Annotated in this window: 16 protein-coding genes; 8 read left to right on the top strand and 8 right to left on the bottom strand. The window is 74.2% G+C overall.

Going from position 1 to position 19,405, the window contains the following annotated elements:
* Window positions 1-83: 83 nt before the first annotated feature.
* Window positions 84-1,430 carry a C40 family peptidase gene (locus ABZ621_RS08900; protein WP_360602164.1) on the top strand — a complete coding sequence of 449 codons (1,347 nt, stop codon included), beginning with the start codon at window positions 84-86 and terminating at the stop codon, window positions 1,428-1,430.
* Here the strand turns inward: ABZ621_RS08900 and ABZ621_RS08905 are convergent.
* Genes ABZ621_RS08905 through ABZ621_RS08925 form a run of 5 tightly spaced genes read right to left on the bottom strand, consistent with a single transcriptional unit; the run spans window position 1,400 to window position 7,387 of the window.
* The gene (locus ABZ621_RS08905; RefSeq protein ID WP_360602166.1) at window positions 1,400-2,638 is read right to left on the bottom strand and encodes a styrene monooxygenase/indole monooxygenase family protein; all 1,239 of its coding nucleotides are present in this window, start codon (window positions 2,636-2,638) and stop codon (window positions 1,400-1,402) included. The two genes, ABZ621_RS08900 and ABZ621_RS08905, sit on opposite strands and share 31 nt — an antisense overlap.
* A 55-nt stretch (window positions 2,639-2,693) precedes the next feature.
* A complete protein-coding gene (locus ABZ621_RS08910; RefSeq protein WP_360602168.1) occupies window positions 2,694-3,476 on the bottom strand; it encodes an ATP/GTP-binding protein in 783 nt (260 codons plus the stop codon).
* A complete protein-coding gene (locus tag ABZ621_RS08915) occupies window positions 3,457-3,873 on the bottom strand; it encodes a DUF742 domain-containing protein (protein WP_169086847.1) in 417 nt (138 codons plus the stop codon). The genes ABZ621_RS08910 and ABZ621_RS08915 overlap by 20 nt, the downstream gene beginning before the upstream one ends.
* Window positions 3,870-4,391, bottom strand: a complete 522-nt coding sequence (locus ABZ621_RS08920; RefSeq protein ID WP_360602171.1) for a roadblock/LC7 domain-containing protein — start codon at window positions 4,389-4,391, stop codon at window positions 3,870-3,872. Before ABZ621_RS08920 ends, ABZ621_RS08915 begins: the two co-directional genes overlap by 4 nt.
* Window positions 4,388-7,387 carry a nitrate- and nitrite sensing domain-containing protein gene (locus ABZ621_RS08925; protein ID WP_360602173.1) on the bottom strand — a complete coding sequence of 1,000 codons (3,000 nt, stop codon included), beginning with the start codon at window positions 7,385-7,387 and terminating at the stop codon, window positions 4,388-4,390. The genes ABZ621_RS08920 and ABZ621_RS08925 overlap by 4 nt, the downstream gene beginning before the upstream one ends.
* 396 nt (window positions 7,388-7,783) lie before the next feature.
* On the opposite strand from ABZ621_RS08925, the gene ABZ621_RS08930 reads away from it, so the two are divergent.
* Window positions 7,784-8,557, top strand: a complete 774-nt coding sequence (locus ABZ621_RS08930; RefSeq protein WP_360602175.1) for a hypothetical protein — start codon at window positions 7,784-7,786, stop codon at window positions 8,555-8,557.
* Between the two features lie 62 nt (window positions 8,558-8,619).
* On the opposite strand, the gene ABZ621_RS08935 is transcribed toward ABZ621_RS08930, so the two are convergent.
* Window positions 8,620-9,030: a MarR family transcriptional regulator gene (locus ABZ621_RS08935; RefSeq protein ID WP_360602284.1), complete on the bottom strand. Its 411-nt coding sequence runs from the start codon at window positions 9,028-9,030 to the stop codon at window positions 8,620-8,622.
* Window positions 9,031-9,480: 450 nt separating this feature from the next.
* Between ABZ621_RS08935 and ABZ621_RS08940 the strand changes: the two genes are divergently transcribed.
* The 3 genes from ABZ621_RS08940 (at window position 9,481) to ABZ621_RS08950 (ending at window position 12,813) form a co-directional block, all read left to right on the top strand.
* Entirely contained in the window at window positions 9,481-10,314 is an 834-nt protein-coding gene (locus ABZ621_RS08940; RefSeq protein ID WP_360602177.1) for a lysozyme, read from the top strand.
* A gap of 206 nt (window positions 10,315-10,520) precedes the next feature.
* Entirely contained in the window at window positions 10,521-11,411 is an 891-nt protein-coding gene (locus ABZ621_RS08945) for a lytic polysaccharide monooxygenase (RefSeq protein ID WP_360602179.1), read from the top strand.
* 244 nt (window positions 11,412-11,655) lie between these two features.
* Complete coding sequence (locus tag ABZ621_RS08950; protein ID WP_360602181.1) at window positions 11,656-12,813, top strand: glutamate--cysteine ligase; 1,158 nt, start codon at window positions 11,656-11,658, stop codon at window positions 12,811-12,813.
* Between the two features lie 125 nt (window positions 12,814-12,938).
* On the opposite strand, the gene lon is transcribed toward ABZ621_RS08950, so the two are convergent.
* The gene (gene lon, locus ABZ621_RS08955; RefSeq protein WP_360602183.1) at window positions 12,939-15,350 is read right to left on the bottom strand and encodes an endopeptidase La; all 2,412 of its coding nucleotides are present in this window, start codon (window positions 15,348-15,350) and stop codon (window positions 12,939-12,941) included.
* A gap of 258 nt (window positions 15,351-15,608) precedes the next feature.
* Here lon and ABZ621_RS08960 point away from each other — a divergent pair, with 258 nt between their 5' ends.
* A complete protein-coding gene (locus ABZ621_RS08960) occupies window positions 15,609-16,121 on the top strand; it encodes a hypothetical protein (RefSeq protein WP_360602185.1) in 513 nt (170 codons plus the stop codon).
* 72 nt (window positions 16,122-16,193) lie between these two features.
* On the opposite strand, the gene ABZ621_RS08965 is transcribed toward ABZ621_RS08960, so the two are convergent.
* The gene (locus ABZ621_RS08965) at window positions 16,194-16,835 is read right to left on the bottom strand and encodes a TetR family transcriptional regulator (RefSeq protein ID WP_360602187.1); all 642 of its coding nucleotides are present in this window, start codon (window positions 16,833-16,835) and stop codon (window positions 16,194-16,196) included.
* A 544-nt stretch (window positions 16,836-17,379) separates the two neighbouring features.
* Between ABZ621_RS08965 and ABZ621_RS08970 the strand changes: the two genes are divergently transcribed.
* On the top strand, window positions 17,380-18,450 hold the full coding sequence (locus tag ABZ621_RS08970; RefSeq protein WP_360602189.1) for a 5'/3'-nucleotidase SurE: 1,071 nt from the start codon (window positions 17,380-17,382) through the stop codon (window positions 18,448-18,450).
* 249 nt (window positions 18,451-18,699) lie between these two features.
* Window positions 18,700-19,383, top strand: a complete 684-nt coding sequence (locus tag ABZ621_RS08975; protein WP_360602191.1) for a spermidine synthase — start codon at window positions 18,700-18,702, stop codon at window positions 19,381-19,383.
* Window positions 19,384-19,405: the final 22 nt, after the last annotated feature.

Below are 19,405 nucleotides of genomic sequence, written 5' to 3' on the forward strand. Positions count from 1 at the left end.
GCGCCGCGCCCCGAACCGTACGGTAATCGGATGAATTGACGCGCCATGATGCCTCCGGAGCCCGCTCTGGAGGTGGTGGTGACGTGTCGCGAAGGCTGCTGCGCACGGTCTGTACGGGAGCCCTGGCCGCCCTGACGGCCCTGACCGGCCCGGCGGTGGCCGCACCGGCACCACCGTTGCCCGAACCCCCCGCGACCCTCGCGCCCCTCGCCCTCGCGGACCCCGGTGCGGAACCCGTCGGACCGGTCGACCCGGACAGCGTGGCGGACGCCGAGGCGCAGGCGGCCGAAGCCCAGGTGGCGGAAGCCCAAGCGGCCGAGGCCGAGGGGACGGCGGTCGACGACGCCGCGGCCCTGCCGCCCGCCGGCGGGGGCTCCGTGGCCACGCTGCTCACCCGGCTGCGCACCCTCTACCGGGAGGCGGAGGAGGCCACGGAACGGTTCAACGCCGCCGAGGAGGCGCTGAAGGTGCAGCAGGCCGACACCCGCCGGCTCGCCGCGGACCTGGAGTCCGCCCGCACCGCCCTCGCGCGCGGGCGGGCCGAGGCGGGACGGCTCGCCCGCGAGCAGTACCAGGGGCGGACCTCGTACGCCTCCCCACTGCGGCTGCTCTTCGCCCCCGACCCCCAGTCGGCGCTCGACGCCCGGCACCTCCTCGACCGGACCGCCCGCGACCGGGCCGCCGCCCTCCCCCGGCTGCGCGCCGCCGAGCGCCGGGCCGCCGGCCTGGCCGGCGCCTCCAGGACCGCGCTCGACCGGCAGCGGACCCTCGCCGCACGCCAGCGGACCCGCCGCGACGAGGTGCGGAAGAAGCTCGCGGAGGTCGAGGCGCTGCTCGCCGCGCTCACCCCCGAGCAGCTCGCGCGCCTCACCGAGCTGGAGCGCGAGCAGACGGCCGGCGCCCAGCGCGAACTCCTCGACTCCGGGGTCCTCGGCCCCGCCCGCACGCCGACCCGGGCGGGCGCCGACGCGCTGCGCTTCGCGGTCGGGCAGCTCGGGAAGCCGTACGAATGGGGCGCCGAGGGGCCGGAGACGTACGACTGCTCGGGACTCACCCAGCGGGCCTGGGCGGCGGCCGGCCGGGAGATCCCGCGCACCAGCCAGGAGCAGTGGGCGCGGCTGCCCCGGGTGGGCCTGGACGACCTGCGGCCCGGGGACCTGGTGGTGTACTTCCCCGGCGCCACCCACGTGGCCCTCTACCTGGGCGAGGGCCTGGTCGTGCAGGCCCCGCGCCCGGGCGCCCGGGTGAAGGTCTCCCCCGTCGCCGCGAACCCGCTGCTCGGGGCCGTACGGCCGGACCCGGGCGGGGCGCCCCTGGAGTCGTACACCCCGCCCGTCCTCCCGGACGGTGCTCGGGAGGGGTCGGACGAGGGGTACGACGGCGAGGGGGTGTCCCCGGATCAGGCGCCGGGGGTCAGCGAGGCCAGATAGGCGGAGGCCTTCTCCGGCTCGAAGAAGAAGTTCTCGAAGTCGGCCGGGTCGTCGAAGCCGTTGGCGAAGCGGTCGGCGATCGGCTGGAGCTCGCCGGCCGCGCCGATCAGGTTCAGGACGTGCTCCGGCGGCGGCGCCAGCATCGCGTTGGTCCACTTGGTGACGGGCTCGGCGGTCCGCCAGTAGCGGTCGAAGGCGGAGCGCATCCACGCCTCGTCGAAGGGCCGGTCGCCGTGCTCGACGATGGCGTCGAGGTACGCCGCGGCGCACTTGGCGGCGGAGTTGGAGCCCTGCCCGGTGATCGGGTCGTTGGCGACGACGACGTCCGCGACGCCGAGGACCAGGCCGCCGCCCGGCAGGTGGCCGACGGGGTTGCGGACGGTGGGGGCGTAACGGCCCGCCAGGGTGCCGCAGGCGTCGGTGAGTTCGACCTTGGTGGCGCGCGCGTACTCCCAGGGGGTGTACTTCTCCATCAGCTCCAGCGTGAGCGCCAGGTGCTCGGAGGGGTCCTTGACGCCCCGGAAGGCGTCGACGGGACCGCCGGGGACGCCCTCCCAGAAGAGGATGTCGGCGCGGCCGCCGGTGGTGAGCGTCGGCATCACGAACAGCTCGCCGACCCCGGGCACGAGGTTGCAGCGGACCGCGTCGAAGTCGGGGTGCTCGGGGCGCGGGCCGAGGCCGTTGACGTACGCGACGGCGAGGGCGCGCTGCGGCTCGGTGTGCGCGGAGCGCTCGGCGTCCCGGCCGAACATGGAGACCAGCTCGCCCTTGCCGGCGGCGACGAGCACCAGGTCGTAGCGGCGGGCGAAGAAGTCGAGGTCGCCGACGGCCACGCCGTGGATGACGAGCTGTCCGCCGCGCTGGGCGAAGGTCTCCATCCAGCCGGCCATCTTCACGCGCTGGTCGACGGACTGGGCGTAGCCGTCGAGCTTCCCGACCCAGTCGACGACCCGGGCCGACTCCGGGCCGGCGACGGAGACGCCGAGGCCCTGGATCCGCGGGGCCTGGGACTCCCAGAAGTTCAGGCCGAGGTCGCGCTCGTGCTGGAGCGCGGTGTCGAACATGCACTGCGTGGACATGACGCGGCCGGAGCGGATCTCGTCCGCCGTCCGGTTCGACATCAGGGTGACCTCGTACCCCTGGGACTGCAGGCCGAGGGCGAGCTGGAGACCGGACTGTCCGGCGCCGACTATGAGTATCTTCCGCATGGGTGGTGCTCCTGGCGAGAACGCGATGACGCGAGTACGGGGGGGGAGGGGGCGGCTACTCGGGCGTGGCGGAGAGCGCGTGCTCGACCATGGCGAGGAGCGTCTCGACGACGCTGTAGCGCTTGCGCGCGTCCATGATCACCACGGGGACGTCGGCGGTGATCGTCAGGGCCTCCCTGACGTCCTCCGGCTCGAACCGCTCGGTGCCCTCGAAGTGGTTGACGGCGACGACGTACGGCAGGCCGCAGCTCTCGAAGTAGTCGAGCGCGGGGAAGCAGTCGGTGAGCCGACGGGTGTCGGCGAGCACGATCGCGCCGATCGCGCCGCGCACCAGGTCGTCCCACATGAACCAGAAGCGCTGCTGTCCCGGCGTGCCGAAGACGTACAGCACCAGGTCGTTGTCGAGGGTGATGCGGCCGAAGTCCATCGCCACGGTGGTGGTGATCTTGTCCGGCGTGGCGGTGAGGTCGTCGGTCTCCTCGCTCGCCCGGGTCATCAGCGCCTCGGTCTGGAGCGGGGTGATCTCCGAGACCGCGCGGACGAAGGTGGTCTTGCCGACGCCGAAGCCGCCGGCGACGACGATCTTCGTGGCGATCGGGGCGCGGGAGTGGTCGAGCTGCCAGTCCTGCGCGCCGTCCTCGGGATCGGGCTCCCCGACGGATGCGGGCCTCCCGGCCGGATCGACGGCGCCGGCCGGATCGGACTCCCGGGCCGGATCGGACTCCCCGGCGGGCCCGGGCTGGGCGGGGATCGTGGCGGGCACGGTCTCCGCCGGAGCGGCGGCGGGGGTGTCGACGGCGGTGTCGACGGCGGTGGCGTCAGAGACGGCGGAGTCCACTCAGCACCCTTTCGAGGAGCGCGCGGTCGGGCTGGCCGGTGTCGTGACCGGTCCCGTACACGCGGATCTTTCCCTGGTCGGCCAGGTCGCTGAGCAGCACCCGGACGACACCCAACGGCATCTTGAGGAGGGCCGAGATCTCCGCCACCGTCCGCATCCGGCGGCATATCTCGACGATGGCGCGCATCTCGGGCATGAGCCCGCGCGCGCCGGGGCCGCCGTCGGTGAGGACCTTGCGGGCGAGCGGCGCCTCCAGGGCGGCCACGAAGGTCTCGACGAGCAGCACGTGTCCGAAGCGGGTGCGGCCGCCGGTCAGCGAGTACGGGCGCACGCGCGCGGGGCGCCGTCCTTCGCCGCGTACCGGCAGCCGGTGGCCCGCAGCAGTCAGCGAGGTCACCGGTGGCTCTCCATCGTCTTGCGGAGTTCGCTGCGGACCTCGGGGGTGAGGACGTGTCCGGCCCGGCCCACGAAGAGCGCCATGTGGTACGCGACGACGCTCATGTCGCAGTCGGGCTCGGCGTGCACGCCGAGCAGCGAGCCGTCGCTGATCGACATGACGAAGACGCTGCCCTCCTCCATGGCGACCATGGTCTGCTTCACCCCGCCGCCCTCCATCAGGCGCGCGGCGCCGACGGTGAGGCTGCCGATGCCGGAGACGATGGTGGCCAGGTCGGCGCTGGAGCCGCGCGGGCCCCGGGCGCGGGCGTGCCCGTCACCGGCGGCGCCGGGGCGCTCCTCGGGGTCGGAGGAGAGCAGCAGGAGCCCGTCGGAGGAGACGACGGCGACCGAGCGGACGCCCGGCACCTCCTCCACGAGATTGCCCAGCAGCCATTGCAGGTTGCGGGCCTCCGTGCTCAGTCCGTAGGCGCCGGTCGGCGCGGTCGTGCTCGTGGTGCTCGTTCCCGTGGCGGTCAACTGCGTGCCTCCTCGACTGTGTCCCCCGTCATCTCCTCTGTGCGCGTGGTGCTCCCGGCGGCTATCTCCGCCTCGACGTCCCGGCGTCCGGCCACGGCGCCCTGGTGGAAGCCGCCGAGCCTGCGGCGGAGCGCCTCGGCGTCGACCGAGCCCTGGCGGGGCGCGGAGGGCGCGGAGGGCGTCCGGACGACCTGGGGGGTCCGCTTGGGCAGGCCCTTCTCGGTCACCCGCTCCCACTGCGCGGGGCGCGGCCCCGGCACCTGTGCCTCGTCCGCCGGTCCCGCCTGCTCCGGCACGGCCGCGACCGGCGGCTCGGCGGCCCGCTCGTGGCCGTCCGGCTCGGGCGGCGGGTCGGGGAGCCGCACCTGGAGGGTGGTCTCGGCGACGGACTCGACGGGCTCGTACGGCTCGGGGGCGGGCGCCGCCTCGGGCCGATACGGCTCCGGCTCGGGCGCGTACACCGCCTCGGGCGCGTACGCCGCGGGCTCGGGCTCGGGCGCGTACGCCGGCTCGGGCTCGGGCGCGTACGCCGACTCGGGCTCGGCCTCGTACGCCGGCTCGGGCTCGGGCTCCGTCGCCGCTGCTTCGGGGTGCGCCTCGCGGAAGGCGCGTTCCGCCGCTTCCACGAGCGGGTCGCGGGTGCGGGACGGAAGGGCGTTGGAGTTGGCCTCGGCCTCGGAGCCGGGGAGGTGGAGGACCGGTACGGGGCCGGTGCCGGCGATCCGTACCGGCTCGGCGACGGCGGCCGGCGGCGCGGTCGGCAGCAGCGGCAGCGGCAGCACCACGACGGCGGCCGTGCCGCCCGGCTTCTGATCGCGCAGCTCGACGCCGACGCCGTGGCGGGCGGCGAGCAGGGAGACGACCCGCATGCCGAGGCCCTCGCCCTCGAAGGCCTCGGGGTCGGCGGCGGCGAGCCGGGCGTTGAGGTCGGCGCGCCGGTGCTCGGGGATCCCTATGCCGGAGTCCTGGACGGAGAGCATGACCTCGCCGGTCTCCAGGAGCCAGCCGGAGAGCTGGACCTCGGCGTCCGGCGGGGAGAACGAGGTGGCGTTCTCCAGGAGTTCGGCGACGAGGTGGCTGAGGTCGTCGGCGGCGAAGCCGGCGAGCTGGGCGTGCGGCGGCAGCGACTGGATGGTGACCCGCTCGTACCGCTCGATCTCGCTGACGGCGGCGCGCAGCACGTCGACGAGCGGGACCGGGCCGGCGTGGCCGTGGACGTGCTCGTGACCGGCGAGGACCAGCAGGTTCTCGCTGTGGCGGCGCATGACGGTCGCCATGTGGTCGAGCTTGAAGAGGGTGGCGAGGCGGTCCGGGTCCTGCTCGCGCTCCTCCAGCTTCTCGATGACGGCGAGCTGGCGGTCGACGAGGCCGAGGCTGCGCAGCGAGAGGTTGACGAAGGTGTGGTGGACGGTGTCCCGGAGCCGTTCGAGGTCGGCGGTGAGGAGGGCGATCCGGCCCTGGAGCTCGGCGCGCTGGGCGGCGAGTCCGGCCTCGGCGGCCTCCTGGGCGGCGACCAGTCCGGCACGCTCTCCGGTGAGCCGGCCGGTGTGCGCGGAGAGGGCGGCGAGCTGCCCGTGGAGGGTGTTGAGGGAGCGGACGACCTGCGCGAACTCGTCGTTGCGGCCGGTGAAGCGGACGGCTTCCTCGGTGGCCGGCTCGGGCGCGGCGGCGAGCCGGGCGGCGCCGCGGCGGAGCACGGAGAGCGGCCGGGTGAGGGTGCGGGCGACGTAGGTGGAGACGCCGACGGCCAGCAGCAGGCAGCCGCCGAGGAGCGCGAGGCGCAGTTCGAGGGCGGTGACGTCGTCGTCGCGCAGGGCGGTGAGCCGCTCGACCCGCTTGGCGGCGAGGGAGGACTCGACGCCGCGCATCTGCTCGATCCGGGCGGAGAGCGCGGCGTCCAGGGCGGACGGGGAGGTGCGGGTCTCGGCCTCGGTGAGGGCGGGCTGGTCGGTGAGCCGGCCGAGGGCCAGCTCGGCGGTCTTGACCTCGGGCCCGGTGACGGTCGCGGCGAGCGAGTCGCGGGCGCCGGGACCGGCGGAGCGGTCGAAGTCGCCGAGGGCGGCGAGCTCGCGGACCCGGGCCTGCTGGGCGGCGGCGCTGAGCAGGTCGCGGGCGCGCTCGGCCTCCTCCTTGCCCTCGGGCTCGTCGGCGACGTAGGTGCCGGTGGTGGCGTCGTAGCGGAGCTCGCCGCTGGACTCGGGCTGCGGGGTGACGAGCGCGGCGAGCAGCAGGCCCCGGGCGGAGGAGGCCTGTTCGACGGCGCGGCCGAGGTCGGCGGGGGCCCGGGTGGTGCCGGTGACGCCGGGGTCGGTGGCGCGCGGCGGGGTGCGCTCGGCGAGCTCGTCGGCGAGCGCCTGGAGGGAGGCGATGACGTCGCTGTACGCCTTGTGGGCCTCCAGGGCCGTGCCCTTGCCGGTGACGGAGGCGCGGCGGACGGAGGCGAGGCCGGCGAGCTCGCGGCGCAGCGCGTCGGAGGCGGCGGGGCGGATCTCGTCGATCTGCCGGTCGACGCGGGCCGACTTGGCGGGGGTGAGGACCCGCCGGTTCTTCTTGGGGCCGGTCTGCTCCTCGCGCCCGGCGGCGACGAAGGCGACGACCTCGTCGCGCTCGTCGGCGAGGGAGTGGGCGAGGGTGACGGCCTGCCGGTCGAGCTCGGCGAGGGTGACCAGGCGCCGGGACTCGTCGAGCTCGTCGTAGGCGGTGAGGACGGCGGGGGCGCCGGCGCCGAGGACGATGACGCCGACGAGGGCGACACCGGCGACGAGGCGGGTGCGGACGCGCTTGGAACGGCCCCCGGGGGTCTGCGCGGAGGCGCCGGAGGAAACGGGCGCACCGGAGGAGGCGGAGGCGCCTGCGGAGGGTGTGCTTCCCGCGCTCGGCGTGGTGCCGGGGACGGTCGCCGGGGTGCCGGAGGTGCTCGGCGTGGCGCCGGGAGTGGTCGGCGGGGTGCCGGGGTTCGGCGGCTCACCGGGGGTCTGGCTCCGCGCGCCGTTCATGCTCCGAGGCCGCTTCTTCTGCACCGGTGCTCGCATTCTTGACTCGTCCGCCCACACAGCAGAGGTGACGGCCGGTCACGAGGTTCCGCCCCCACCCCTGGTACGGCTTCCGACCATTCCAGCGCTTCTCGGCAGGGGACGGGCATCGGCCGCTCCGCCACCCGAACGAGTGAACAACACTCCCGAGTTGGCGAACAACTTCCGGCGGGCGCCGACGGCGGGCCGTGACGGCCCCCGGCTGGATCTTCGGGGCGGGCTTTGGCAGGATGCCCGCCCGCAGCTCGCCGGAGCTCTCGGTTCCGCCCTCTCCGGCACCCATGGCCGGTTGGTACAGGCCATTTTCGGCCCTTTGCAGGTGTTGTGAAGACATCGCGCGAGCCGGGCACACTGGACATCATGCGCAGCGAGGTCGCCACCCTTCCCGGCAGTCCCGAACGACCCAACGAGGACTGGGCCGCCGCAGCTCTCCCCGCCTCGGGCGGTGGTGGGACGCTCGTCCTCCTGGACGGCGTCACACCCCCCGCGGGCGAGGCCGGCTGTGTGCACACGGTGCCGTGGTTCACCGCGCGACTCGGCGGGGCTTTGACCGAACTGTCCGCTTCCCGCGCCGATCTGACGCTGTCCGAGATCCTGGCGCTGGCAATCCGGCGCACCGCGGAGCTCCACGCGGACACCTGTGACCTTTCTCACGTACGTACGCCTCAGGCAACCGTGGTGCTCGCGCGGTGGGACACGGCCGCGGTCGAGCACCTGGTCCTCTCCGACTCCGTGCTGCTGCTCCGGGCGCCGGACGGAGCGGTCCGGGCGGTGCGGGACGACCGGCTGGACCGGATCCCTCGGGAGGCCCTGCGCTCGCACGAGGCGGCGGACCGGCTGCGCAACCGCGAGGGCGGCTTCTTCACGGCGGCGGCGGACCCGTCGGTGGCGGCGCGGGCGGTGACCGGCACGACCCCGCTGACGGAGGTGCGGGCGCTCGCGGCGCTCACGGACGGGGCGAGCCGCTGGGTGGAGCGGTTCGGCGCGGGCGACTGGGCGGAGTGCGCGGGCGTCCTCGCGAAGGAGGGCCCGGCGGGGCTGCTCCAGCGGGTCCGGGCCCTGGAGGCGGCGGACACCGGCGGGCGGCGCGGCAAGCGCCACGACGACGCGACGGCCGTGTACGTGGAGCTCTAGCCCCGCCGGACGGGCGGACGGGCGGAGGGCCAGAGGGGCGGACGGGCGGGCGGACGGGCGGGTCAGCCCTCGGAGCGCTGGTTGAAGTGGTTCAGTAGCCGGGCCAGTTCGGCGACCTCGGCGCGGTCCCAGTCGGCGAGCTTGCGGACGTACCGCTCGCGGCGGGCGTCCCGGACGTGCCGGAAGCGGTCGCGGCCCTCGTCGGTGAGCCGCACCAGGGAGGCGCGCCCGTCGGCGGGGTCGGGGTCGCGGGCGACCAGGCCGAGCTGTTCGAGGGCGCGCAGCTGGCGGCTCATGGTGGCCTTGCCGACGCCGAAGTAGGCGGAGAGCTCGGTGGCCCGCTGCGGCCCGGCGTCGTCGAGCCGTACGAACAGGCCGTACGCGGAGGACTCCAGCTCCGGGTGCACTTCCCGCGCCATCTCCCCCGACTGGGCCCGGGCCCGCCGCAGGAAGACCGCGAGCTCCCGCTCCAGGGCGAGGAACTCCCGCTCGGCCGGCCCTCTCGGCGCCGCGCCCGCCGGTCCGCCCGCCGGTCCGCTTGCCGGCCCGCCCGCCGGGATCCGCCCGGTGACCTCACCGGAGCGGGGCGCGGACGCCCCGCCGCGCCCCGAGGCGGAAGCCGTCCCGGCCCCGGGGGTCCCTCCGGGGCCGGGGCGGGTCCCGCCGGCGTCCGGGCCCGGCGGGGTGCCGTCCTCGCCGGTCGTGCCGCCTGCGCGCACCCCGCACCTCCCACGCGTGTTTCGTCGGCTGAAAGTTTCCCGCCGCCGCGGGCATCGCCGCAGCTCCTTCAGTATTTCGCAGGAGTAGACCAACGGCGGAACCCGGGCCCTCTTCCACCGCCCCTGTCTACGTGCGTAGAGTCGCCGTCGAGCACGTGACTGACATGTCCACACCACATCCCTCGATCCCTCGGGAGTCACGCCATGCGTGTGCGCAGATCCGTCCCCCTCTCCCTGCTCGCCGGCCTCGCGGCCACCGCCCTCGTCCTGCCCCTCGCCGGTCCGGCGGGCGCCGCCGACCCCGGCGCCCGCGCCACCACCCCCGCGCGCGGCACCGCCCACATGGGCATGGGCGTCCTCAAGCACGACGGCCGCGGCGCGGCCCCCTCCGGCGGCGTCTCCGCCCTCGCCACCTGGACGGAGGGCGTCGACGTCTCCAGCCACCAGGGCAACGTCGCCTGGTCGACCCTCTGGAACAGCGGCGTCAAGTGGGCCTACGTCAAGGCGACGGAGGGCACCTACTACAAGAACACCTACTTCACGCAGCAGTACAACGGCTCGTACAACGTCGGCATGATCCGCGGCACGTACCACTTCGCCACCCCGGACACGACGACCGGCACCGCCCAGGCCGACTACTTCGTCAACAACGGCGGCGGCTGGTCCAAGGACGGCAAGACCCTGCCCGGTGTGCTCGACATCGAGTGGAACCCGTACGGCGCCACCTGCTACGGCAAGACCCAGTCCGGGATGGTCACCTGGATCCGCGACTTCCTCAACCGGTACAAGGCCCGCACCGGCCGCGACGCCGTCATCTACACGGCGACCAGCTGGTGGAAGCAGTGCACCGGCAACTACTCCGGCTTCGCCTCGACCAACCCGCTGTGGATCGCGCGGTACGCCTCCGAGGTCGGCGAACTCCCGGCCGGCTGGCCGTACTACACGATGTGGCAGTACACCTCGTCCGGCCCGACGGTCGGCGACCACAACCACTTCAACGGCGACCTCTCCCGCGTCCAGGCGCTCGCCAACGGCTGACGTCCGCGCGGAGAACGGCGGTTCCAGGGGTGCGGCGGCGCCCCGGGACCGCCGTTCCCCATAGTGGGGCGCTTTTTCGGCACACCCTCTTGCCGATTGGTATGGACCAATGCGAGTCTCTACCCGGTCGCACGGGATTCAACTTCCCTGCGCCCCGCGCGCGTTGCTCGTTCCGTACTCCCCCACGCACGAGAGAGAGCCCCCGCATGCCGTCCTCCCGCCGTACCGCCGCCGGCGTCGCCGCCCTGTCCGCCGCCGCCGCCCTCGTCGGCCTCACCCCCACCACCGCGGCGGCCCACGGAGCCGTCTTCAACCCCGTGAGCCGGATCGCCGCCTGTTTCGCCGAGGGCCCCGAGAGCCCCGACTCGCAGGTCTGCAAGGACCTCGTCTCCGACTCCGGCACCCAGCCGCTCTACGACTGGAACGAGGTCAACATCGCCAACGCCGACGGCAACCACAAGGCCGTCATCCCGGACGGCAAGCTCTGCTCGGCGAACCGCGAGAAGTACCGCGCCCTCGACTGGGCGCGCACCGACTGGGCCGCCACCCCCGTGAAGTCCGGCCCCTACGACTTCCGGATCCGCGCCACCGCCGCCCACTCCGGCACGATGACGATGTACATCACCAAGGCCGGCTTCGACCCGACGCAGCCGCTGAAGTGGTCGGACCTCGACGCCACCCCGGCGGCCGTGTACAACACCACCCGCACCGCCACCGACGGCTACTACGCCTTCACCGGCAACCTCCCCGCGCGCACCGGCCGTCACGTCGTCTACATGGTGTGGCAGCGCAACGACAGCCCCGAGGCGTTCTACAGCTGCTCGGACGTCACCTTCGGCACCGCCGCCGCGGCCACCGCCGCCCAGGCCGAGGCGCCCACCGAGGCCGAACTGGCCGCCGGCGCGGAGCTGTCCACGGTCAGCCACGCGGGCCACGGCGGCGACGAGCTGCCCCCGGCGCTCTCCGCCGAGGCCTCCGCCGCCCCCGCCTCCCCGCTGCCGATGGCCCTCGCCGGCGCGGGCGCGCTCGCCGTCTTCGGCGCGGGCAGCCTCCTCCTGGGCCGCCGCCGCGGCTCCTCCGCCCCCTCCGGTTCCTAGGAGCCGGAGGTCCCGGCGGGAGGCGAGGGAGGGACGGGGGTCCGCTCCGCCCCTCCGGCGGCCCCCGAGGGAAGCCCGCCCTCCCCTCCCGCCCCTTCGCCCCCCGGAGTCCGCTCCGGGGGGCGATTTCGCGCCATCTGCGCCGGGACGGGTGGAAGACGGGACGTTCGTGGACAGCCTTGGTGAAAGCTCTGTTCGAACGGCCGTCAGCGCACCACCGTCCGCCCGTGAAGGAGAGCGCTCCATGCGGAACCAGCAGCGGTGGGTCTACCACCGCGGGGAAGGGCTGCGCACGTTCGGGGTGGAGGAGGAGCTCCTCCTGGTCGATCCCGACACCGGACTCCCCCAGCCCCTCTCCGGCACCGTCACCGAGATCGCCGCCTGGCACGCCGACGCCGGGCCGCGTCACGCCGAAGCGCCGGAACCGGCGAAGCCCGAGTTGTACGCCGAACAGCTGGAGATCGGCACCCTCCCCTGCACCACCACGCCCCAGCTCGCCGACCAGCTGCGCCGGGCCAGGCTCGCGGCGGCCGCCGCCGCCGAGGAGGCCGGGGTGGCGGTCGCGGCCCTCGCGACCCCGCCCATGGACTTCGGCCCCCTGCTCACCCCGGACGACCGCTACCGGCGGATCCACGACCGGTACGCCCACCTCGTCGACGAGGAGTACGCCTGCGCCTGCCACGTCCACGTCCACCTCGCCTCGGCCGAGGAGGGCGTGGGCGTCCTGGACCGGATCCGCCCCTGGCTCGCCCCGCTCCTCGCGCTCAGCGCCAACTCCCCCTACTTCCAGGGCGTCGACACCGGCTACGCCAGCTGGCGCCACCAGCTGTGGCAGCGCTGGCCGATGTCCGGCCCCAGCGAGCTGTACGGGGACGTGGAGACGTACGAGCGGACCACGCGCGAGATGCTCGCCAGCGACGTGCTGATCGACGACCACATGGTCTACTTCGACGCCCGGCTCTCCCGCCGCTACCCGACCGTGGAGATCCGCGTCGGCGACGTCTGCCTGGACCTGGAGGACACGGTCCTGCTGGCCGTCCTGAGCCGCGCGCTGGTGGAGACCGCGGCCCGCGCGTGGCACCGGGGCCGGGTCCCCGACCCCGTGTCGACGGTCGTGCTGCGGCTCGCCGCCTGGCGGGCCAGCCGGTACGGGCTCGGCGGCGAGCTGCTCCATCCGCTGACCTGGCGGCCCGCCCCGGCCGGCGAGGTGCTCTTCGCCCTGCTCGACCACGTGCGCCCCGCCCTGGAGGAGGCGGGCGACCTGGAGCGCGCCGAGCAGGGCGTGGCCCGGGTGCTCTCCCGTGGCACCGGCGCGGACGTCCAGCGCGCCGCGGCCCACGTCGGCGACCCGTCCCTGGCCTCGGTGATCGTCGAGGCCGTACGGCGTACGAACCCGGCGTGAACGGGCCTCGTACGGACCCGATGTGAACGCCCCGAGGCCCCCGGTACGCGCGCGTACCGGGGGCCTCGTCGGTGCCGGGGGCCTCGTCGGCGCCTGGTGCCGGGGGCCTCGTCGGCGCCTGGGGGTCAGGCGGCCACCGTGACGGGGACCTCCGCCGGGGCCAGGGCGATCTCCAGGACCTGGCGGACGTCGGTCACCGGGTGGACCTCCAGCTTCTCCAGGACCTCGGCCGGGACGTCGTCCAGGTCGGCCTCGTTCCGCTTGGGGATGACCACGGTGGTGATGCCGGCCCGGTGCGCGGCGAGCAGCTTCTGCTTCAGGCCGCCGATGGGCAGCACCCGGCCGGTGAGGGAGACCTCGCCGGTCATGGCCACGTCGGTGCGGACGAGCCGGCCGCTGAGCAGCGAGGCCAGCGCGGTCGTCATCGTGATGCCCGCGCTCGGGCCGTCCTTCGGGACCGCGCCCGCCGGGAAGTGGATGTGCACGCCCCGGTCCTTGAGGCCGGTGACGGGCAGCTCCAGCTCCGCGCCGTGCGAGCGGAGGAAGGAGAGCGCGATCTGCGCGGACTCCTTCATCACGTCGCCCAGCTGGCCGGTGAGGGTCAGCCCGGCGCCGCCGGTCTCCGGGTCGGCGAGGGACGCCTCCACGAAGAGGACGTCGCCGCCCGCGCCGGTCACCGCGAGTCCGGTGGCCACGCCGGGGACGGCCGTCCGCCGCTCGGCCGGGTCCTGGGCGGACTCGGGCACGTGGTGCGGGCGTCCGATGAGGTCCCGCAGGTCCTCGGGCGTGACCATGAACGGCAGCTCGCGGTCGCCGAGTTCGTGCTGCGCCGTCACCTTGCGGAGCAGCCGGGCGACGGCCCGCTCCAGGGTGCGGACGCCGGCCTCGCGGGTGTACTCGCCGGCCAGCTTGCGCAGCGCCGCCTCGTCGATGGTCACCTCGCCGGTCTCCAGACCGGCCCGCTCCAGCTGCCGGGGCAGCAGGTGGTCGCGGGCGATGACGACCTTCTCGTCCTCGGTGTAGCCGTCGAGGCGGACCAGCTCCATGCGGTCGAGCAGGGCCTCGGGGATGGCTTCGAGCACATTGGCGGTGGCGAGGAAGACCACGTCGCTGAGGTCGAGTTCGACCTCCAGGTAGTGGTCGCGGAAGGTGTGGTTCTGCGCCGGGTCGAGGACTTCGAGGAGGGCCGCGGCGGGGTCGCCGCGGAAGTCGGAGCCGACCTTGTCGATCTCGTCGAGGAGGACGACGGGGTTCATGGACCCGGCCTCCTTGACCGCCCGGACGATCCGGCCGGGCAGGGCCCCGACGTAGGTGCGCCGGTGGCCGCGGATCTCGGCCTCGTCGCGTACGCCGCCGAGGGCGACGCGCACGAACTTCCGCCCCATGGCGTGGGCGACGGACTCGCCGAGGCTGGTCTTGCCGACGCCGGGCGGCCCGACGAGGGCGAGCACGGCGCCGCCGCGGCGGCCTCCGACGACGCCGAGCCCGCGCTCGGCGCGCCGCTTGCGCACGGCCAGGTACTCGGTGATCCGCTCCTTCACGTCCTCCAGGCCGGCGTGCTCGGCGTCCAGGACGGCCTTGGCGCCCTGGACGTCGTAACGGTCCTCGGTCCGTTCGTTCCACGGCAGTTCGAGGACGGTGTCGAGCCAGGTCCGGATCCAGGATCCCTCGGGCGACTGGTCGCTGGACCGCTCCAGCTTGTCGACCTCCTTGAGGGCGGCCTCGCGGACGGACTCGGGCAGGTCGGCGGCCTCCACGCGGGCGCGGTAGTCGTCGGACTCCTCGCCGTCCTTCTCGCCGTTGAGCTCGCGCAGCTCCTTGCGGACGGCTTCGAGCTGGCGGCGGAGCAGGAACTCGCGCTGCTGCTTGTCGACGCCCTCCTGGACGTCCTTGGCGATGGTCTCGGCGACGTCCTGCTCGGCGAGGTGCTCGCGGAGCTGGGCGGTGGCGAGCTTGAGGCGGGCGACGGGGTCGGTGGTCTCCAGGAGCGCCACCTTCTGCTCGACGGTGAGGAAGGGCGAGTACCCGGAGTTGTCGGCGAGGGCGCCGACGCCATCGATCTGCTGGACCCGGTCCACGACCTGCCAGGCGCCGCGCTTCTTGAGCCAGCTGGTGGCGAGCGCCTTGTACTCCGTGACCAGCTCGGTCACAGCGCCGGGCAGCGGGTCGGGCACGGTCTCCTCGACGACGGCCCCCTCGACCCACAGCGCCCCGCCGGGCCCGGTCGTGCCGGCCCCGATCCGCACCCGTCCGATGCCGCGGATGAGCGCCCCCGGGTCGCCGTCGGACAGCCGCCCGACCTGCTCGACGATCCCGAGCACACCGGTCCCGGCGTACGTCCCGTCCACCCGCGGCACCAACAGCACCCGCGGCTTCCCGCCGCCGCCCCGGACGGCGGCCTGCGCGGCCTCGACCGCGGCCCGCACGTCGTTGTCGGAAAGGTCGAGCGGAACCACCATCCCGGGCAGCACGACCTCGTCGTCGAGCGGCAGCACAGGCAGTGTCAGCGGCACGGACGGCTTGGACTCAGAAGCCATGATCTCCCCTTCGGCAGTCAAGTTGAGTTATGCCGACTCAATGCATGTGAGCCCGTGAATGTTCCCCGGGGTGTGTTCGCTGTGAGCGATCATCGGATCGGCCCGCTCCCGGAGCGGCGGGCGCGGCCCACGGACGTGGACGCATTCCCGGCCCGGCCGGTGCCGTCGGACCGGGATCGGGCGGCACGGAAGTTCGCGGCGAAGGCGCGTGGCGCGTTCCGGCTGCGCGGGGGGCCGGAGGCGGGCATGCTCGGGCGCATGGAGCATGTGGTGAGGCGTCGACGGGTGTGGGGCGCGGTGCCGGCGGTGGCGGCGGCACTGGTACTCGGCGTGGGAGGGTGCGCGGACGCGGACGCACCGCCGGCGCCGGACGGCGGGAACAGCGCCACGAGCACGACCGCCCCGACCGGGGCGACGGAGCCGCGTTCCGGGGCCGTGCTGGTCGAGGTCGCGGTGAGCGGCGGCTTCGCCGGCGTGGACAACCGCCTCGTGGTGCGGGAGGACGGGTCCTGGACCCTGCGGTCCCGTGACAAGGAGCCGCGAACCGGGCGGATGGACGCCGACGGGCTCGCCGCACTGCGGGCCGCGCTCGAAGACCCCGCCTACGCGCGCGTGCCCGAACGACCGAGCGGGCGGCCGGTCGCCGACGGCTTCCAGTACACCGTGACCCACCACGACCGGACGGTCGTCGCGGGCGACGACGAGCGCCCCGCCGCCCTCCAGCGCGTCTTCGACGCCCTCCCCGAGGGCGGCCCGCCGACCACCCCCTGAACCACGCGGCACCCGCCGCGCGGCGGAGGGGGCGTGGCGGTCGCGCCCCGGCCATGATCCGCCGGACAGGCCCTAACGCGCCGTCGCGCGGATCGCCGCGTACTGGCGCCGGAGGTAGTCCCGCACCCGGGCGGGCATGTCGAAGGAGTCGGGGGCGAGGGCCCACTGGATCTGGAGGCCGTCCATGACGGCCAGGTACTCCCGGGCGACGCCGGTGCAGTCGATGTCCGGACGGAGCTCGCCGCGCCGGACGGCCTCCTCCAGGCGCTCGACGCTGTACGCGAGCACGCGCGCGTACCGGTCCTTGAAGTACTCGTGGGCGGGGTGGCCGACGCTCCCGGACTCGCCGACGAGGACGTTGAACATGCGGACGATGCCGGGACGCCGGGCGTTGTCCTCGATCAGCCGGACGAGGGCGTCGAGGAAGGCCGCGTACGACTCCAGCTCGGCGGAGAAGAGCCGCTCGACGTCGTGTTCCTCGCTCTGCGCCAGAACCGACAGGAGGAGGTCCTCCTTGCTGCGGAAGTGGTGCAGCAAACCGCCCTGCGTGATGCCGCAGTCATGGGCGATGCGGGCGAGGGAGGAGGCGTGGAATCCCCACTTCCCGAAGTGGTCGACGGCGGTGTCCAGAATCAGCCGACGACGTGCGTCACCGACGGCGTAACTACCGCGACCTGCACTTCCACCGCTCGCGCTGACCTTCTTCTCCGGCATGCCGACACCCTAGCCGCGCCCCGGAACACCCCCTCACACCCTGTGATCCAGCTCACAGACGACAAACCTAGTACCCACTCGGTTTTCACCCTTAGCCTGTGCCCGTCGAGGGCGGCGCCGCTCCCGCACGGGCCTCCGCACAGGCTCCGGGGGTGGTACACCGGCGCCCCGACGCCCCGACGCGGCGGCCGGACTTTGGATCCGGGATCCCGGATCCAAAAGATCTGGATCCAAGATCCAAGACATCGGATCCAAGACATCGGATCCACCGCATCGGATCCACACCATCGGACGCGGCAGATCGGATCCAGCAGATCGGATCCGATATCCCACTTTCCGCGCACCAGGCATCAGGCATCAGATGCCATATATCGGATACCGAATATCGGATCCGACCACAGACCGCGGGGACCCTGACGACCCCGCGCCATCCGGGGCCCGCCCGTGGGGGGCCGGGCCCCGGACCCCCTCCCCCCTCACCCCCTCTCCCCCTCTCCCCCTCCAGAGGCTCCGACCTGTCATGCCCATGAAAGGACGCACCGCCATGCGCCGTACCCTCGCGCTGACCACAGCCGCAGCCGTACTCGTCGGCCTGGGCGCCACCGCCTACGCGACCACGCCCGCTGCGGAGGCGGCGCGGGACGCGCGCCGGCCGCTCGCCGGGCTGCGGATCCTCATCTCCAACGACGACTCCATGCGGGCCGCGAAGGCGAGCAACTCGGACGGCCTCGGCCTGTACGAGCTCCGCCGCGCGATGTGCGCGGCGGGGGCCGACGTCGTGGTGATGGCCCCCTGGCAGGTGCAGTCCGGCAAGGGCACGGCGGTGACCAACGGCGGGACCCTCACCGCCCAGCGCCGTACCGCGCTGCCCACCGGTTACGAAGGCGACTGCGCGGGGGCGCCGTCCGGAGGTGCCGTCTTCGGCGTCTGCCTCGGCGAGGGCGGCTGCGCGCCGGACTCCCCCAGCGCGACCCCGGCGGACACCGTGAAGCTGGCCCTGCGCGGCGGACTGGCGGCGAAGGCCGGCTGGAAGGGCGCCCCCGACCTGGTGCTCACCGGCATCAACTCGGGCCCGAACGTCGCCGCGAGCGTCAACGACTCGGGCACCGTCGGCGCGGCGGTGGCCGCGATCGACCAGGAGGTCCCGGCGATCGCGTTCTCCTCGTCCGGCGACGAGACCCAGATGCACTTCCCGCGCGAGAACTACCGGGCGCACGCCGAGTTCGGCGCGCGGTTCGTCGCGGGCCTGAAGGAGCGGGGACTGCTGACCTCCGCCTTCGCCCTCAAGGTCGACTACCCCGACGTCAGCGCCGGGCAGCCGACGAAGGCCCCGGTGTGGACCCGGGTCGGCGACGGCGCGGTCGCCTACCACGCGTACGAACAGCGCGGTTCGGGAGACACCTTCGACATCGCCCTCGGCCTGTGCGAGGGGGCCGAGAGCACGGGCGAGTGCGCCGAGCACCGCCCCGACGCCGACTCCACCTGGCTGCTGGGCAAGGGCCACGTGACCGTCGCCCCGATCACCTGGGACCGCACCTACGGCACCCCGGTCGACGCGAGGCGCGAGCTGAAGGCGGTCCAGCGGTACGTGGAGCGGGAGGCCCCGCGCCCGTAGCGCCCGCACCCGCAGAGCCCGCAGCGCCCGCAGCGCCCGGGGGCCGCCCGCCGGCACCGCCCCTCACGCGCCGCGCACGCACGCGCCACGCATGCACGCGCCGCCCCCTCAAGCGCCGCGCACGCGGCCTCCGTTCAGTGCCGCTCCGTCACCGCGCAACCGCCCTCCGTGTTTGTCCCGGCCCTCCGTGCTCCGCGAGGATGGCCGGGACGCCCCCTACCGACACGACGAGACACGGAGTGAGCGCCCATGAACAGCCCCGTCACCCTCGACCGCCGCGAAGGCCCGTACGGCGAAGTCGTCCTGCGGCGCCGCGACACCGGGGACCGTACCGACTTCGAGATCATCGCCAACGGCACCTTCCTGATGGACACCTCCGACGGACGCTCCGAGCGGCTGCTCGTCGACGCGGCCGGGGAGGCGCTGCCCGAGCACGCGCGCGTGGGCGCGTCCCTGCTGATCGGCGGGCTCGGCGTCGGCTTCTCGCTGGCGCACGCCGCCGCCGACCCGCGCTGGGGGCGGATCGCGGTGGTCGAGCGGGAGGAGGCGATCATCGACTGGCACCGGGGCGGTCCGCTCGCCTCACTGTCCGGCCGCGCCCTCGCCGACGAGCGGACCGTGATCCTGCACACGGACCTCGTGACCTATCTGGATACTTCCTCCGACACCTACGACGCGCTCTGCCTGGACATCGACAACGGGCCGGACTGGACCGTCACCGAGGACAACGAATCCCTTTACGGCACAAGGGGTTTGGCGTCCTGCGCGGCCCGCCTGAACCCCGGCGGCGTGCTCGCCGTGTGGTCGGCGCGGCCGTCCGCCGATTTCGAAAAGTCATTGCGGAATGCCGGATTCAGCGGGGTACGGACCGAAGAGGTCGCGGTTGCCCGGGGCGTCCCCGACGTGGTCCACCTCGGCATCAGGCCTGCGTAGCCGGGACGCCGCGGGTACCTCT

It is taken from the genome of Streptomyces sp. NPDC007863 (assembly GCF_040633895.1).
In the GTDB taxonomy this organism is placed as follows: Bacteria; Actinomycetota; Actinomycetes; order Streptomycetales; family Streptomycetaceae; genus Streptomyces.